14 protein-coding genes and 1 other RNA gene are annotated in these 15355 nt (G+C 66.7%); 8 read left to right on the forward strand and 7 right to left on the reverse strand.

Annotated features, from left to right (window positions below; translation table 11 throughout):
- Positions 1 to 9: 9 nt before the first annotated feature.
- Positions 10 to 411, forward strand: a complete 402-nt coding sequence (locus Q0Q48_RS27135) for a DUF6481 family protein (RefSeq protein ID WP_295145406.1) — start codon at positions 10 to 12, stop codon at positions 409 to 411.
- A 15-nt stretch (positions 412 to 426) separates the two neighbouring features.
- On the opposite strand, the gene Q0Q48_RS27140 is transcribed toward Q0Q48_RS27135, so the two are convergent.
- The 4 genes from Q0Q48_RS27140 to ssrA all read right to left on the reverse strand — a co-directional run bounded on the left by Q0Q48_RS27140 (position 427) and on the right by ssrA (position 4178).
- Positions 427 to 1107 (reverse strand): VOC family protein, encoded by a 681-nt coding sequence (locus tag Q0Q48_RS27140; protein WP_295145409.1) that lies wholly within the window; start codon positions 1105 to 1107, stop codon positions 427 to 429.
- 408 nt (positions 1108 to 1515) lie between these two features.
- Positions 1516 to 3132, reverse strand: coding sequence for a fumarate hydratase (locus Q0Q48_RS27145; RefSeq protein WP_295145412.1), 1617 nt, complete (start codon positions 3130 to 3132; stop codon positions 1516 to 1518).
- A gap of 67 nt (positions 3133 to 3199) precedes the next feature.
- The gene (locus tag Q0Q48_RS27150) at positions 3200 to 3754 is read right to left on the reverse strand and encodes a ClpXP protease specificity-enhancing factor SspB (RefSeq protein WP_295145415.1); all 555 of its coding nucleotides are present in this window, start codon (positions 3752 to 3754) and stop codon (positions 3200 to 3202) included.
- A gap of 103 nt (positions 3755 to 3857) precedes the next feature.
- Positions 3858 to 4178, reverse strand: a transfer-messenger RNA (tmRNA) gene (gene ssrA, locus Q0Q48_RS27155).
- Positions 4179 to 4251: 73 nt separating this feature from the next.
- Between ssrA and thyX the strand changes: the two genes are divergently transcribed.
- Together thyX and Q0Q48_RS27165 are read left to right on the forward strand one after the other, a co-directional pair.
- Positions 4252 to 5190 (forward strand): FAD-dependent thymidylate synthase, encoded by a 939-nt coding sequence (gene thyX / locus Q0Q48_RS27160; protein WP_295145417.1) that lies wholly within the window; start codon positions 4252 to 4254, stop codon positions 5188 to 5190.
- Positions 5151 to 5735 carry an N-acetyltransferase gene (locus tag Q0Q48_RS27165; protein WP_295145420.1) on the forward strand — a complete coding sequence of 195 codons (585 nt, stop codon included), beginning with the start codon at positions 5151 to 5153 and terminating at the stop codon, positions 5733 to 5735. Before thyX ends, Q0Q48_RS27165 begins: the two co-directional genes overlap by 40 nt.
- 54 nt (positions 5736 to 5789) lie before the next feature.
- Here the strand turns inward: Q0Q48_RS27165 and apbC are convergent, their stop codons facing one another.
- On the reverse strand, positions 5790 to 6932 hold the full coding sequence (apbC, locus tag Q0Q48_RS27170) for an iron-sulfur cluster carrier protein ApbC (protein ID WP_295145423.1): 1143 nt from the start codon (positions 6930 to 6932) through the stop codon (positions 5790 to 5792).
- A 150-nt stretch (positions 6933 to 7082) separates the two neighbouring features.
- On the opposite strand from apbC, the gene hflK reads away from it, so the two are divergent.
- The 3 genes from hflK (at position 7083) to Q0Q48_RS27185 (ending at position 10891) form a co-directional block, all read left to right on the forward strand.
- Positions 7083 to 8306, forward strand: coding sequence for an FtsH protease activity modulator HflK (hflK, locus tag Q0Q48_RS27175; RefSeq protein ID WP_295145426.1), 1224 nt, complete (start codon positions 7083 to 7085; stop codon positions 8304 to 8306).
- Positions 8303 to 9193: a protease modulator HflC gene (locus Q0Q48_RS27180; RefSeq protein ID WP_295145428.1), complete on the forward strand. Its 891-nt coding sequence runs from the start codon at positions 8303 to 8305 to the stop codon at positions 9191 to 9193. The genes hflK and Q0Q48_RS27180 overlap by 4 nt, the downstream gene beginning before the upstream one ends.
- A gap of 210 nt (positions 9194 to 9403) precedes the next feature.
- The gene (locus tag Q0Q48_RS27185; protein WP_295145429.1) at positions 9404 to 10891 is read left to right on the forward strand and encodes a DegQ family serine endoprotease; all 1488 of its coding nucleotides are present in this window, start codon (positions 9404 to 9406) and stop codon (positions 10889 to 10891) included.
- A gap of 123 nt (positions 10892 to 11014) precedes the next feature.
- Here Q0Q48_RS27185 and Q0Q48_RS27190 read toward each other — a convergent pair whose 3' ends face one another.
- Positions 11015 to 12016 carry an NADP-dependent oxidoreductase gene (locus tag Q0Q48_RS27190; protein WP_295145431.1) on the reverse strand — a complete coding sequence of 334 codons (1002 nt, stop codon included), beginning with the start codon at positions 12014 to 12016 and terminating at the stop codon, positions 11015 to 11017.
- Positions 12013 to 12894 (reverse strand): phosphoserine phosphatase SerB, encoded by an 882-nt coding sequence (serB, locus tag Q0Q48_RS27195; protein ID WP_295145432.1) that lies wholly within the window; start codon positions 12892 to 12894, stop codon positions 12013 to 12015. The genes Q0Q48_RS27190 and serB overlap by 4 nt, the downstream gene beginning before the upstream one ends.
- 50 nt (positions 12895 to 12944) lie before the next feature.
- On the opposite strand from serB, the gene miaA reads away from it, so the two are divergent.
- Positions 12945 to 13880 (forward strand): tRNA (adenosine(37)-N6)-dimethylallyltransferase MiaA, encoded by a 936-nt coding sequence (gene miaA, locus Q0Q48_RS27200; protein WP_295145434.1) that lies wholly within the window; start codon positions 12945 to 12947, stop codon positions 13878 to 13880.
- A 111-nt stretch (positions 13881 to 13991) separates the two neighbouring features.
- Positions 13992 to 15355: biosynthetic-type acetolactate synthase large subunit (gene ilvB, locus Q0Q48_RS27205; protein ID WP_295145436.1), on the forward strand; the 1364-nt coding region annotated here is incomplete at its 3' end.

Raw genomic sequence — 15355 nt, forward strand, 5'->3', positions numbered from 1 at the left:
AAAAGGACCATGAGCGGCAGGAACGTGGATTTCGGCGATCGCCTGGCGACCGCCGCGGCGGCCAAGCAGGCCTTGCTCGAGAAGGCCAAGGCCAAGGCCAACGATCCGGAACTCCTCAAGAAGCAGGCCGAGCGCGCCGCCATCGCGGCCGCCCGCGAGGCGCGCGAGAACGAGCGCCGGGAAGCCAAGAGGGCGGAAGAGGCACGGATTGCGGCCGAGCGCGAAGCCGCACGGATCGCCGCGGAAGAGGCGGCAGCGGCCGCCGCCGCGGAGGCTGCAGCTGCGGCTGCCGCTGCGGAAGCCGAGCGTGCCGCCAGGCGCAAGGCCAAGCCGGTGCTGACCGAGGCCGAGCAGAAGGCCGCCCGCGACGCCCGCTACGCCGCCCGCAAGGCCCGCAAGGGCAAGCGCTAACCTGGCTGGGGCGCTTTAGAGCGCCCCGCCCGTCAGCGAAGCGCGCTGGCTGATCTCGATGTGGTTGCCGTCGGGATCGCAGACGAACGCATAGCGCACGGTGTCGCCGAGCACTCGCGGCTCGCCGCCCGAAGTGCCGCCGCGCTCCAGGATGCCGGCATACTCGGCCAGGCAATCCCAGACCTGCACCGTCATGTAGCGATAGCCAGGGCCGCGCCACTGGCCGACCGCGCTCTCGACCTTGCCCTGCTCGGCAACGACCACCAGCGAGTCGCCGCAGCGATAGCGGCCTTCGCCCACGCGCTCGAACTGCATGGCGTGCGTCCAGAAACGGTCGTGCGCGGCGGGATCGTTGACCCGGAGCAGGATGGCCACGCCTTCGACGCCGTTCGCGCCCTTCGGCACCAGCGTCACCTTGTTGCCGTCCGGGTCGGCAAGCGGCTGCGGTGAAGCCAGACCCTCGCGCGCGATCTCCAGGCCGATGATGCCCGACGGCGGTACGTCGGGCAGCGGCCCGCGCGCATGGTTCATCTTCAGGATCGAGCCGTTCATGTGATGGCGGTGCTGCTGCATGCCGCCGCCCAGCTTGCCCATGTGGTCGTAAGGCAGGCCGACCGTCTGCTGCCAGAAGGCCAGTTGCTCGTCGCGCGTGTTGGAAAACAGGCCGACGTCGAGATGCTGCTTGGCGAGGTTCATGGGGGCGAGTGTAGCGCGGGACGGGACACAAATCTTACAAAGCCCGCCACGACGGCGCTGCACAGCGGACCTAGAACGGGGGCGGGGTGAAGGGCCGGCCGCTGGGGAGCCGCTGGCGCAAACGTGGGAAGGGCTTCGATGATACGCGCCATGATCGGCACGGTCGCCGTGCTTGCCGGCTTCGCCGTCGTCGAACGCTCGATGGTTGCCGGCGACGGCCAGGGCGGGACGTGCACAGCGCCGCCGGCAGCTTCCGAGTGCCCGGGTGTCACAGCCCCCGGCTGCACGTCGTCAACGCCCGGACCGGCACCGCTTGGATCGACAAAGGGCAGTCATCCCAAGCCCGTCGCCTCGACCGAATGCCTTCGTTCATTCCGCCTATGGCCGGATCGAAAGCAGCCGTGACCGTCAGATCTTGAGGTCGCTGAAGAAGTCGTTGCCCTTGTCGTCGGTGATGATGAAGGCCGGGAAATTCTCGACCTGGATACGCCAGATCGCTTCCATGCCGAGCTCAGGATACTCCAGCACCTCGACCTTCTTGATGACGTTCTGCGCGAGGATGGCGGCCGGACCGCCGATCGAGCCGAGATAGAAGCCCTTGTGCTTGCGGCAGGCGTCGACGACCTGCTTGCTGCGGTTGCCCTTGGCCAGCATGACCATCGAGCCGCCATTGGCCTGGAAGAGGTCGACGTAGGAATCCATGCGGCCGGCCGTGGTCGGGCCGAACGAGCCCGAGGCCATGCCGGTCGGGGTCTTGGCCGGGCCGGCATAGTAGACCGGGAACTGCTTGAAATAGTCCGGCAGGCCCTCGCCGCGATCGAGCCGCTCCTTGAGCTTGGCGTGCGCGGAGTCGCGCGCCACGATCAGCGTGCCGCTGAGGTTCACGCGGGTCTTCACCGGATGCTTGGTCAGCACCGAAAGCGTGTGGGCCATGCCCTTGTTCAGGTCAACCGAGACGACATCGCCCGAGAGCTGCGCCGGTTCGACCTCGGGCAGGAAGTGTGCGGGGTTGGTCTCGAGCTGTTCGAGGAAGACGCCGTCCTTCGTGATCTTGCCGACGGCCTGGCGGTCGGCCGAGCAGGAGACGCCGATGCCGATCGGCACCGAAGCGCCGTGGCGGGCAATGCGGATCACGCGCACGTCGTGACAGAAATACTTGCCGCCGAACTGCGCGCCGATGCCCATCTGGCGCGTGAGTTCCAGCACCTTCTGCTCCATCTCGCGGTCGCGGATGGCGACGCCCTTGTTGTTGCCCTCGCTCGGCAGGTCGTCGAGGTAGCGGGTCGAGGCGAGCTTCACCGTCTTGAGGTTCATCTCGGCGGAGGTGCCGCCGACCACGATGGCCAGGTGATAGGGCGGGCAGGCGGCGGTGCCCAGGGTGCGGATCTGGGTGTCGAGGAACTTGAGCAGCGAGGCCTCGTTCAGCACCGCCGGCGTCTGCTGGTGCAGGTAGGTCTTGTTGGCCGAGCCACCGCCCTTGGCGACGAACAGGAACTTGTAGGCGTCGCCGTCGGTCGCATAGATGTCGATCTGCGCCGGCAGGTTGGTGCCGGTCTGTACTTCCTTGAACATCGACAGCGGCGAGACCTGCGAATAGCGCAGGTTGGTCTCGGTGTAGGTCTTGTAGACGCCGCGGGCGATGGCTTCCTCGTCGCCGCCGCCGGTCCACACCGCCTGGCCCTTCTTGGCCATGACGATGGCGGTGCCGGTGTCCTGGCACATCGGCAGCACGCCGCCGGCGGAGATGTTGGCGTTCTTCAGCAGTTCGAGCGCCACGTAGCGGTCATTGGCCGAGGCCTCGCTGTCGTCGAGGATGTTGCGCAGCTGCTGGAGGTGGCCGGGGCGCAGCAGGTGGGAAATGTCATGGAAAGCGGCGGCCGTCAGGGTGGTCAGGGCCTCCGGCTCGACGGTCAGCACGTCGCGGCCGTTGAACCTGGTGGTGCCGACGAAGTCCGAGGTGAGCTTGCGGTAGGGCGTCGTGTCCTCGTGGCTCGGGAACATTTCCTGGAACTGGAATTCGGGCATGCGTCTTCTCTCCTGGCGACCCTGTCGGGGCGCCGGTTTCCTGCCGCAGCCGGGGCGCGGCGTCTACCTACTTCTTTCGGAAGCTGTCGAGCTTGACGACCTTGGAGGCCGCGTCCTCGGGCTTGGGCGCTTCGCCGGCCTCGCCCTCGGTTCCGACCGTCTCGCCGTCCGCGACGGGAGGCGCCGGCCGCTTCTCGGGCACGGGGAGCGGGGTCGGCTCGGACGCACCCTCCGGCTTCTCGGGGGAGACCTTCTCGCCCGTTTCCTTGTCACGGCGGTCGAACTGCAGGCCGAAGCGCACCGACGGATCGACGAAGGCCGAGAGCGCGGCGAAGGGGACCTTGATGCGCTCCTGCAGCTTGTTGAAGCTGACCGTCACTTCGAAATCGTCTTCGCGGATGATCAGATCCCAGTACTGGTGCTGCAGGACGATCGTCATCTCGTCGGGATACTTGGCACGCAGATACTCGGGCAGTTCCACGCCGGGATCGCCGCTGCGAAAGCTGATGTAGAAATGGTGCGAGCCCGGAAGGCCCGTTTCCGCGACCTGAGTCAGCACGCGTCGCACGACGCTGCGCAGCGCATCGTCGACGAGAGCGTCGTAGTGAAAGCGATCGTTCATGGCCTGTCGGAAATTTCGTGAAAGCATCGGCCCGCGATGCGGGAGAGTCAACGATGGCAATAGCGGGCAATCGCCGGGAAAGAAAGTGGGACGCCGAGAATGAAGTGGGGGGCTTCTGTTGCCCGGTGCCCCCCGGACCGCGCTTACGTCCGCTGTTTAGGCGGCAGCAGCGAGTGTAACGGTGTTATCGTTAGCACTTGTGAATGGCCCGTCACGGCGGAACCATACCGGGCAAAAACCGCGCCTTTACCACGCTCGTCGATCCTGGTTCGCCCCCATCGGTTCCGCCCGAGGGCGGAGAGAAATGGTGGAGGCGCCGGGTACTGCCCCCGGGTCCGAAACGCTTATTTCACGCGGCGTTTATCGCCATAGTCGGTTTCCCGACACCCTCCATATAGGCTCTTCCCCCGGCTTTTTGAAGGTGGTCGGGCCTCGATCCTTGCCCGCCCGGCGCGATTTCCCCCATAACGTCCGGCGAAACCAAGGACAGCGAACCGATGGCCCTCTCCAGCGACCAGCAGGCAGAAATCGACCAGGCCCGGGCCGGGGCCCAGCCGACCCTGCGCCCCGTGGCTCCGGCGCTGGAGGAAATCCTCTACAAGGCGCTGCCGGTGCTCGACCACGGCTTCGTCCGCGTCGTCGACTACATGGGCGACGATGCCGCCGTGGTGCAGGCCGCGCGGGTGAGCTACGGCCGCGGCACCAAGAAGGTCAGCGAGGATCGCGGCCTCATCAACTATCTCATGCGGCACCGCCACACGACGCCGTTCGAGATGTGCGAGATCAAGTACCACGTGAAGCTGCCGATCTTCGTGGCGCGCCAGTGGATCCGTCATCGCACCGCCAACGTGAACGAATATTCCGCGCGCTACTCGATCCTCGACAACGAGTTCTACATCCCGAAGCCCGAGCACCTCGCCGCCCAGAGCGCGATGAACCGGCAGGGCCGCGACCAGGTCCTGGCGGGCAAGGAAGCCGAGCGAGTCTTCGATCTGCTGAAGAAGGACGCGGAACTCGCCTACGAGCATTATCTCGAGATGCTGAACGAGGGCGAGGGCGGCGCGCCACTGGATCCCGAACGGTCCGGCCTCGCGCGCGAACTCGCGCGCATGAACCTGTCGCTCGGCTTCTATACCCAGTGGTACTGGAAGACGAACCTGCACAACCTCATGCACTTCCTGTCGCTGCGCGCCGATGCCCATGCGCAGTACGAGATCCGCGTCTATGCCGAGACGATGCTCGACACGCTGAAGCGCTGGTGCCCGATCAGTCACGATGCCTTCGTCGAGTACCGCCTGGGCGGCACGCACCTGTCCAAGACCGGCCTCGCCATCGTGAAGCGCATGTTGGCCGGCGAGACGGTCGATCAGAAGTCGAGCGGGCTCAGCGCCCGCGAATGGCGCGAGCTGATGGCGGCGCTCGGGCAGGCGACGTGATCCGCGATCCCGGCCGGCTGCGGCTGCTGCGCGAGCGGCCGCGTGACAACACCGCGGTCGAGGAGATGAACGAGGCGGCCTTCGGGCCCGAGCGCCAGCAGAAGACGGTCTACCGGCTGCGCGAGGGCGTGAAGCCGATCCGCGAACTGTGCTTCGTGGCGATCGACCAGAAGGACCGGATGGTGGCGTCGATCCGCAACTGGCCGATCCTGATCAACGACAAGTGGCCGGCCGTCATGCTGGGCCCGCTCGCCATTTCACCGGAACTGCGCGGCCTGGGCTACGGCAAGGCGCTGATGTGGCACTCGATGGCGCAGTCGCGCATGCTGGGCCACAGCCGCATCATCCTGGTCGGCGACCCCGAGTACTACAACCAGTTCGGCTTCCGCCGCGATCTGGCGCTCAACATCCAGCTCCCCGGCTGGGTCGAGGACCGCCGCTTCCTGGCACTCGAACTGGTCGCCGGCTCGATGATCGGCGTCCACGGCCTGATCGGCAAATGGCGCCCGGGCTGGCGGCCGAGCAAGCGCAAGACGAAGACGTAAGCCCTCTTCCCCATTCACATACCTCCCCATCTGAATGGGGAGGCAAGCTTGAGCCTACTGCACCACGATGTTCGGGGCCCTGCGGGCGCCGCGCTGGTTGGCGGAGAGCTGCTTCCAGACGCGGCCGGCGACGTTCTTGTAGACCTGTGCGTGAGGGCTGTCGGGCTTCGACACCACGATGGGATGGCCGCTGTCGGACGTCGTTCGGATGTCGAGATGCAGCGGGACCTCGCCAAGGAACGGCACGCCGAGCTTGTCGGCTTCCTCGTGGGCGCCGCCATGGCCGAAGATCTCCGAGCGCTCGCCGCACTTGGGGCAGAGAAAGTAGCTCATGTTCTCGACGATGCCGAGCACCGGAACCGCGACCTTGCGGAACATGTGGAGGCCCTTGCGCGCGTCGACCAGCGCGATGTCCTGCGGCGTCGAGACGATGACCGCGCCCGCCAGCGCGACGCGCTGGGCAAGGGTGAGCTGCGCGTCGCCGGTGCCGGGCGGCATGTCGACCACCAGGACGTCGAGGTCGCCCCACTGCACGTCGCGCAGCATCTGCTCGAGCGCGCTCGACACCATGGGGCCACGCCAGATCATCGGCGTGTCCTCGTTCACGATGTAGCCTATCGACATGGTCTTGAGCCCGTACTTCTCGATCGGCTTCAGCATCTTGCCGTCGGCCGATTCCGGCTTCTCGGTGACGCCCAGCATCCGCGGCATCGAGGGGCCGTAGATGTCGGCATCGAGCAGTCCCGTGGCCAGGCCATTGGCGGCGAGGCCGAGCGCCAGGTTGACGGCGGTGGTCGATTTGCCGACGCCGCCCTTGCCCGAGGCCACGGCGATGATGTGCTTCACGCCCGGCACGTCGATGCGGCCGCCGCCCCCGGTCGTCTTGGCCGCTGGGCCGTGGCTGTGGCCGTGATGACCGCCCGGCGCGGGTGGCGGCGGAGGTGCGGCGCGCTCCGCCGTCATGACCGCGGTGGCCGAGAGGACGCCCGGCATCGCCCGGATCGCCTGCTCGCAGGCCTGGCGCAGCGGTTCGAGCGCGGTGCCGCGGGCGGGGTCGACGTCGAGGGTGATCGCGACGTGACCGGCGCGAGTCGCGATGCCGCTCACCATGCCGAGCGCCGCGACGCTGCGTCCCGTCACCGGATCGATGATGGTATCGAGAACCTTGCGGATGGCCGTTTCACTGATTTCCGCCATGTTCTGCCGCTTCCGCCGCGGCGCAATTTCGCGTCCGCCGCTTGATTGAAGGTGTGCCTGTGGTCACATATATGCAGCGCGTCTGGAAATCAAAAGCGACAACGCGCCCAAGCGCGGTCAGAAGCGGCAGCAGGGGCCCTTGAGGTGAAAATGGCGTGGAATAACAACGGCGGTGGCGGCGGCCCCTGGGGCGGCGGCGGTGGAGGCGGCGGCTCCGGCGGTGGCGGTGGTCCCTGGGGCGGCGGCGGCAATGGCAACCGGGGCGGTGGCGGTGGCGGTGGCGGACCTTTCGGCTCGCGGCGCCCGCCCGACATGGAAGATGTCATCCGCAAAGGCCAGGAGCGGCTCAAGAACCTCATTCCGGGCGGCTTCGGCTCCTACAAGGGCATTGCGCTGGTGGTGCTGGGCGCCCTCGTGATCTGGCTCGCGACCGGCTTCTTCCGCGTGCAGCCCAACCAGCAGGCCATCCAGCTCGTGTTCGGCAAGCCCTATGGCAAGCCCGTCGAGCCCGGCCTGCACTACAACCTGCCGGCCCCGATCGGCGAGCGCGTGGTCGTGAACGTGCAGGATCAGCGCCGCACCGTCATCGGCTCGCGCGGCAACCAGGTCTCCACGCCCTACAGCCGCGGCCCGCGTCCCACGTCCACGGAAAACCTGATGCTGACCGGCGACGAGAACATCGTCGACATCGAGTTCGCGGTGCTGTGGCAGATCAAGGACGTCTACAAGTATGCATTCGACGTGCGCAATCCCGAGGAAAACGTGCGGGCCGGCGCCGAAGCCGCGATGCGCGAGGTGATCGGCAAGTCGAACCTGCAATACGCCCAGACCGAAGGCCGCAGCCGCATCGAGCAGGATACGAAGGACCTGCTGCAGCGCATGCTCGACGAATACGGGCTCGGTGTCCGCATCTCGCAGATCCAGCTCCTGCGCGTCGACCCGCCGCAGGAAGTCATCGCGGCGTTCCGCGACGTCCAGGCGGCGCGCGCCGACAAGGAGAAGCTGATCAACGAGGGCAACACCTATCGCAACCAGCAGCTGCCTCGGGCAAAGGGCGAAGCCGAGTCGATCGTCCAGCGGTCCGAAGCCTACAAGGCCGAGATCATCGCGCGCGCCAGCGGCGATGCGCAACGCTTCGACCAGGTCTACGAGCAGTGGGCCAAGGCCAAGGACATCACGACCGAGCGTCTCTACCTCGACACGATGGAAGAGGTGCTGCGCAATGTGAACAAGGTCCTGGTCGACAAGGGCACGACCAACAACGGCGGCGTGCTGCCCTACCTGCCTCTGCCGGAGCTGCGCTCCGGCCAGGCGCCGGGCGTCGGGCCGCAGCCACCGCGGCCGCCCCAGCCCCTGCCGGGAGCCACGCGATGAGCAACCGTTCCATCATCGCCCTGGTCGTGCTTGCGGTCCTGGGCTTCGTGCTGACACAGACCTTCTACACGGTCGATCCCACCAAGCAGGTGCTGGTCCGCCAGTTCGGCGCCATCGTCGGCGAACCGAAGACGGAGCCCGGCCTCTACGTCAAGATTCCGTTGTGGATCCAGGACATCCAGCGGATCGACCGCCGGCTGCTCGACTACGAAGCCGAGGAGTTCGAGATCATCGCGGGCGATCAGAAGCGCCTCGTGGTCGATGCCTATGCCCGCTACAAGATCGTGGCGGCCAAGCGCTACGCGCAGACCGTCCCGGGCGGCGAGACGTCCCTGCGGGGCCTGCTCGACTCGCTGATCAACTCGGAGATCCGCGGCGTGCTGTCGTCGGTCCCGCTGCATGCGGTTCTCACCGACCAGCGCGCCAACCTGATGGACGAGATCACCCGACGGGTGAACATCAAGACCATGGAGCTGGGCGTCGAGACAGTCGACGTGCGTATCAAGCGCGCCGACCTGCCGCAGGCCAACTCCCAGTCGGTCTACAATCGCATGAAGACCGATCGTGAGCGCGAGGCCGGCCAGCTCCGCGCCGAGGGCGACGAGGAGAATGCCCGCATCAAGGCGACGGCCGACCGCGAAGTCGCGGTGATCAAGGCCGATGCCGGCTTGAAGGGCCAGATCCTGCGGGGCGAGGCGGACGCCGCGGCGACTGAGATCTACGCCAAGGCCTTCAGCAAGGATAAGGACTTCTACGCCTTCTACCGGCGCATGGAGGCCTACAAGCAGGCGTTCGGCTCGGGCGGCTCGACCATGCTGCTCAGTCCGGACAACGACTTCTTCCGCTACTTCAACGACCCGGCCGGAATGGTCTCTCCCAAGAAGTAGGAACCGGCAAATACCGTACCGAACCGGCGGCTGTGGCACTCCTGCCACGCCGCCGGTTTCTTTTTCGGCGCGGTCGAAAACCCCAGCAAAAGCGGGCTCGATAACGAGCACTTTATTTGCGCCACAATCGGCCCACATGTAGACAGTCACTCTAACGCGCGGCGCCGGCCGTACCGACCGTTTGGCCTTGAGCGCCGTTGGAGGTCGGTCGTGATTCTAGGCGATTTTCAAGGCTACTTCAGAGGCGCCGCTCTCGCGGCGATTGCATCGCTCGGTCTCGTCGCGGCGGAGCCCGTCTGGGCCCGCCAGCCGACGGAGAGCTTCTCCGAGCTGGTCGACAAGTTGATGCCGACCGTCGTCAACATCACGACCACGCAGAACGTGCCCCAGCAGGGTCCGCGCTTGCGCGACATGCCGCAGCTTCCGCCCGGCTCGCCCTTCGAGGAGCTCTTCAAGGAGTTCTTCGACAAGCGCGGAGGCGAGGAGCAGAAGCAGCGCCGCGGGACGTCGCTGGGCTCCGGTTTCGTGATCGATGGCGAGGGTTACATCGTCACCAACAACCACGTGATCCAGGGCGCCGAGGACATCACCGTCATCTTCCGCGACGACACCCAGCTCAAGGCCAAGCTGGTCGGCTCCGACAGCCGTGTCGACCTCGCCGTGCTGAAGGTCGAGCCGCCCAACAAGAAGCCGCTGCCGGCGGTTAAGTGGGGCGATTCGGACAAGTCGCGGGTCGGCGACTGGGTGATCGCCATCGGCAATCCGTTCGGCATGGGCCATTCGGTGACGGCCGGCATCATTTCGGCGCGCGGCCGTTCGCTGAACGATTCTCTCGATGACTATCTGCAGACCGACGCCGCCATCAACAAGGGCAACTCTGGCGGTCCGCTGTTCAACACCGATGGCGAGGTCATCGGCGTAAACACCGCGATCTATTCGCCGTCCGGCACCAATGCCGGTCTCGCCTTCTCGATCCCGTCGAACATGGTGAAGCAGGTCGCCGACCAGCTCCGCGAATTCGGCAAGGTCAAGCGCGGCTGGATCGGCGTCAGCTACCAGAGCGTCACTGACGACATCGCCGACTCCTTCGGCCTCGATCGTGCCCGCGGCGTTCTGGTGGCGAATGTCACCGCCGACGGGCCGGCCTTCAAGGCGGGCCTGAAGCGCAACGACATCATTCTCTCGTTCGGCGGCCAGGACGTGCTCGACCTGCGGCGTTTTCCGAGGGTCGTGGCCAATGCCCGGGTCGGAAACACCGTCGACGTCGTGGTGTGGCGCGGCGGCAAGGAAGTGCCTCTGAAGCTGCGCGTCGGCGAACAGGAAGAGGCCGAGAAGCAGAACACCTCCGCCCAGGGCGGTCAGAAGAAGCCGGCCGAGCCCGACCAGCCGGTGACCTCGACGATCGAGCAGCTCGGACTTACCCTCCAGAAGGTCACCGACCAGCTGCGTGAGCGCTATGGTCTCTCCGACCAGGTGAAGGGTGTGATCGTCACCAAGGTGGCGCCCAACAGCCCCGCTGCCGAGAAGCAGCTCCAGGCGGGCGATGTGATCCTCGAGGTCGACCAGAAGCCGGTGACGACGCCTCAGGAAGTGTCGGACCTCGTGACCAAGCTGCAGCAGCAGAAGAAGCGCTCCGTCCTCCTCTTCGTCGAGCGCCAGGGCGACCCCCGCTTCGCGGCGCTCAGGCTGCAGAAGTAGGTCTCGCCTCCGATCAAACGAAAGGCCGCGCATCGCGCGGCCTTTTTTTGCTTTATGGAGCGCGCCACTCCAGTGGCGCTCATGATCATGATTGCGCCACTGGAGTGGCGCGCTCCAATGAAATCAGATCTTCACCACCAGCTTGCCGAAGTTCTCGCCCTTGAGCAGGCCCATGAAGGCCTCGGGTGCCTTGGCGAGGCCGTCGATCACGGTCTCGCGGCTCTTCAGCTTGCCCGAGGCCACCAGCCCGCCGACTTCGTTCACGAACTCGCCCATCAGGGCCACATGGTCGGAGACGATGAAGCCCTGCAGCGTGAGACGGCGCTGGACGATGGTGAACATCTTCTCCGGGCCGGCGATCGGGGTGGCGTCCTGGTACTCGGAGATGGCGCCGCAGAAGGCGACCCGGCCGAAATTATTTAGGCGCGCGAAGACGGCGTGGAAGATCTTGCCGCCGACATTCTCGAAATCGGCATCGATGCCCTGCGGGCAGAGCCTGTCGAGCACCGCGCCCACGTCACTCTCGGCCTTGTGGTTGAAGCAGGCATCGTAACCGGCCTCGCGCACCGCCCACTGACACTTCTGCTCGTCGCCGGCGCAGCCCACGACGCGGGCGCCCGCGAGCTTGGCGAGTTGGCCCGCCACCTGGCCGACGGCGCCGGTCGCGGCGGAGACGAACACCGTCTCGCCCGCCTTGGGCTTGCAGATGTGCCGGATGCCGTACCAGGCCGTGAAGCTCGGCATGCCCAGCACGCCGAGATAGGCCGACAGGGGAACGCCGGCCGGGTCGATCTTGCGCAGGCCCTTGCCGTCATGGACCGTGTGGGTGGCCCAGTTCAGCATGCCCATCACGATGTCGCCCTTGGCGTAACGGGGGTTCTTCGACTCGACCACCTCGCCGACCGAGCCGCCGGTGAGCGGCTTGTCGAGCTCGAAGGGCGGCGTGTAGGAGCGCAGTTCGGTCATGCGCGGTCGCATGTAGGGATCGAGCGACAGGAAGCGCTGGGCGATCAGGATCTGGCCGTCGGTGAGCGCCGGGAGCGTGGCGGCCTCGGAGCGGAAGCAGTCCGCGGTGACGTCGCCCTGGGGGCGCTTGGCGAGGACGATCTGCTGCACGTCGGTCATGGGTCTTTCCTCTGTTCGAAGTCGCTGCGGCGATAGCCCTGCAGGTAGAGCAGGGCGGTGAGGTCGCCATGATCGACGCGCGCCGGCACTTGTGCCGCCACCGCCGGCTTGGCGTGGAAGGCGACGCCGAGGCCGGCGGCCTTCAGCATCGGCAGGTCGTTGGCCCCGTCGCCCACGCTCACCGCATCGGCTTCGCCCAGGCTGCGCTCGCCGGCAAGCCGCTGCAGGGTCGTGAGCTTGGCTTCCTTGCCCAGGATCGGCCGGCCGACCGTGCCGGCCAGCGACGTGCCGTCATGTTCCAGCACGTTGGCGGCGTCGAGATCGAAGCCCAGCGCCTTGCGCACCATGGCGGTGAAATAGGTGAAGCCGCCCGACACCAGCGCGCAGTAGGCGCCGTGCTTCTGCATGGTCGCGACCAGCGTCGCGCCGCCCGGCATGTAGCGGATGCGCGTCGCGGCCTCGTCGAGCTTGCCGACCGGCAGGCCCTTCAGCAGGCCGACCCGCTCCTCGAGCGCGCCGGCGAAATCGATCTCGCCGTTCATGGCGCGGGCGGTGATGCCGGCGATCTTCTCACGCAGGCCCAGGAACTCCGCCAGTTCGTCGAGCATCTCGTTGTGGATCATGGTCGATTCCATGTCCGCGACGAGCAGCTTTTTTCGCCGCCCCGCGGCGGGCAGAGCGACCGCATCGACGCCCGGCAGGCTCACGGGCGCGGCGGGGCCGTCGAACGGCAGGTCGCAGGCGATGCCTCGGTCGAGCCAGGCGGGCGCGCCGACGGTGGCGCCGCTCTTCTTCAAGGCTTCGACGGCGGTTGCGACAGCCGCGTCAGTCACGGCGGGGCGGGATGGATCGGAGATCAGGACGAGGACGTTTTTCACGCCCCGGCTCTAGCGGCGGGGTCGCGGATTTGCAAACAGTGCGCCGACCCATGGTTTCGCAAGCGAGAACCCCCGTCATCGTCGTCACCGGACCGACTGCCAGCGGCAAGTCGGCGCTGGCGCTCGCCCTCGCCGAACGCCGTGGCGGCACGGTGATCAATGCCGATGCGATGCAGACCTACGATGCCTTCCCGATCCTGACGGCGCAGCCGACGCAAGAGGAGCGAGAACGGGCGCCGCACGCACTCTACGGCGTGCTGCCGCTCAGCGAGACCGTATCGGCCGCGCGCTGGCGCACGATGGCCACCGCTGAGATCGAGCGCGCCCTGGCGGCGGGCCGCGTGCCCCTCCTGTGCGGCGGCTCGGGCCTCTACCTGCGCACCCTGATGAAGGGCATCGCGACCATCCCCGATGCCCCTGCGGGGCTGCGCGAGCAGGCGAACGCCGACTGGGCGGCGCTCGGCCCCGATGCCTTTCGCGCCCGACTGGCCGCCCACGACCCCATCATCGTCGCCCGGCTGAAGCCCGGCGACCGCCAGCGCCATGTGCGGGCCTGGGAGGTATGGCTGGCGACGGGACGACCGCTCAGCGACTGGCAGGAGGGCGAGCCCTTGGCGGCGCCCTGGCGGTTCGCGACGGTGCTGCTCTCGCCCGACCGCGCCTGGCTCCGGGAGCGGATCGAGCGCCGCTTCGACGTCATGCTGGCCCAGGGCGTGGAGGCCGAAGTCCGCGCCGTCTTCGACAAACATCCCGATCCGGCATGGCCGGGCCTCAAGGCGCATGGCGCTCCGGAGTTCTTCCGCCATTTCCGGGGGGAAATGCCGCTCGAGGAGGTCCGGCGCATCGGCATCGATCACACACGGCAATACGCCAAGCGCCAGATGACGTGGTTCAGGCACCAAATGGCACCAGATCTGGTATTGGACCCGAGGGCTGATCAAGCTCTGGGTCAGATTGAGAAATATTTGGACAATCTGGATGCCTGAAACTTTGCGTTTCGGTCTTTTTCGATTGACCGGCCCAAACCCGGCCCCTATGTTCCGCCCCGCCGCAAAACCCCCGTTTTGCGGCACATTTGTCAGAAGGAGATCGCTGTGATGAAGCCCGAGGAGCCCGCCACGACCGGCGCCGATCTGTTGGTGAAAGCCCTGATCGACGAGGAAGTCGAGGTCGTCTTCGGCTATCCCGGCGGCGCGGTCCTTCCGATCTACGATTCGCTCTTCAAGCAGAACCGTCTGCGCCACGTGCTGGTGCGCCACGAGCAGGCGGCCGTGCATGCCGCCGAAGGCTATGCCCGCTCGACCGGCAAGGTCGGCGTGGTGCTGGTGACCTCCGGTCCCGGCGCGACCAACGCCGTGACCGGCCTGACCGACGCGCTGATGGATTCGATCCCGATCGTCTGCCTGACCGGCCAGGTGCCGACCCATCTGATCGGCAACGACGCCTTCCAGGAAGCCGACACGACCGGCATCACGCGCCCCTGCACCAAGCACAACTACCTGGTGAAGTCGGTGGGCGACCTCGCGCGTTCGGTCCACGAGGCCTTCTACGTCGCGCGCTCCGGCCGTCCGGGCCCGGTCGTCATCGACCTGCCCAAGGACGTGCTGATGAACAAGCACGAGTATGTGGCGCCGCCCAAGGTCGCGGTGACGCACAAGAGCTACCGGCCTCAGACCCAGCCCGACCCGAAGAAGATCGAGCAGGCGATCGAGATGATCGCGGGCGCCAAGCGTCCGGTGTTCTATGCCGGCGGCGGCATCGTCAACGCGGGTCCCAAGGCGTCGAAGCTGCTGACCCAGCTCGTGCATCTCACGGGCTATCCGGTCACCAATACGCTGATGGGGCTGGGCACCTTCCCGGCGTCGGACAAGCAGTTCCTCGGCATGCTGGGCATGCACGGCACCTACGAAGCCAACCTGGCGATGCACGGCTGCGACGTGATGATCAACATCGGCGCGCGCTTCGACGACCGCATCACCGGCAACCTCTCGAAGTTCTCGCCGGGCTCGAAGAAGATCCACGTCGACATCGATCCGTCGTCGATCAACAAGAACGTCCATGTCGACCTCGCCATCGTGGGCGATGCCGGCATCGTCCTGGAAGAGCTGGTGAAGGGCTGGAAGGCGAAGCAGCCCAAGGTCGACCAGAAGGCGCTGAAGGCGTGGTGGGAGCAGATCGACTCCTGGCGTGCGCGCAACTGCCTCGCCTACAAGCCGAACAACAAGGTGATCAAGCCGCAATACGCGCTGGAGCGGCTCTATCACCACATCAAGGACAAGGACCACTACATCACGACCGAAGTGGGCCAGCACCAGATGTGGGCGGCGCAGTTCCTGAAGTTCGAGCAGCCCAACCGCTGGATGACCTCGGGCGGCCTCGGCACCATGGGCTACGGCTTCCCGGCGGCGCTGGGCGTGCAGATCGCCCATCCCGAGGCGCTGGTCATCGACGTGGCGGGCGA

Origin of the sequence: uncultured Reyranella sp. (assembly GCF_945957355.1) — a bacterium.
Taxonomy (GTDB): Bacteria; Pseudomonadota; Alphaproteobacteria; order Reyranellales; family Reyranellaceae; genus Reyranella.

Bases quoted from the DNA above. Each gene is read 5' to 3' on its own strand.
- Q0Q48_RS27145 (WP_295145412.1), bottom strand. From the start codon at position 3,132: ATGCCCGAATTCCAGTTCCAGGAAATGTTCCCGAGCCACGAGGACACG.
- thyX (WP_295145417.1), top strand. From the start codon at position 4,252: ATGGCCCTCTCCAGCGACCAGCAGGCAGAAATCGACCAGGCCCGGGCC.
- hflK (WP_295145426.1), top strand. From the start codon at position 7,083: ATGGCGTGGAATAACAACGGCGGTGGCGGCGGCCCCTGGGGCGGCGGC.
- Q0Q48_RS27180 (WP_295145428.1), top strand. From the start codon at position 8,303: ATGAGCAACCGTTCCATCATCGCCCTGGTCGTGCTTGCGGTCCTGGGC.
- miaA (WP_295145434.1), top strand. From the start codon at position 12,945: ATGGTTTCGCAAGCGAGAACCCCCGTCATCGTCGTCACCGGACCGACT.
- Q0Q48_RS27190 (WP_295145431.1), bottom strand. From the start codon at position 12,016: ATGACCGACGTGCAGCAGATCGTCCTCGCCAAGCGCCCCCAGGGCGAC.
- apbC (WP_295145423.1), bottom strand. From the start codon at position 6,932: ATGGCGGAAATCAGTGAAACGGCCATCCGCAAGGTTCTCGATACCATC.
- Q0Q48_RS27165 (WP_295145420.1), top strand. From the start codon at position 5,151: ATGGCGCGAGCTGATGGCGGCGCTCGGGCAGGCGACGTGATCCGCGAT.
- Q0Q48_RS27140 (WP_295145409.1), bottom strand. From the start codon at position 1,107: ATGAACCTCGCCAAGCAGCATCTCGACGTCGGCCTGTTTTCCAACACG.
- Q0Q48_RS27135 (WP_295145406.1), top strand. From the start codon at position 10: ATGAGCGGCAGGAACGTGGATTTCGGCGATCGCCTGGCGACCGCCGCG.
- Q0Q48_RS27150 (WP_295145415.1), bottom strand. From the start codon at position 3,754: ATGAACGATCGCTTTCACTACGACGCTCTCGTCGACGATGCGCTGCGC.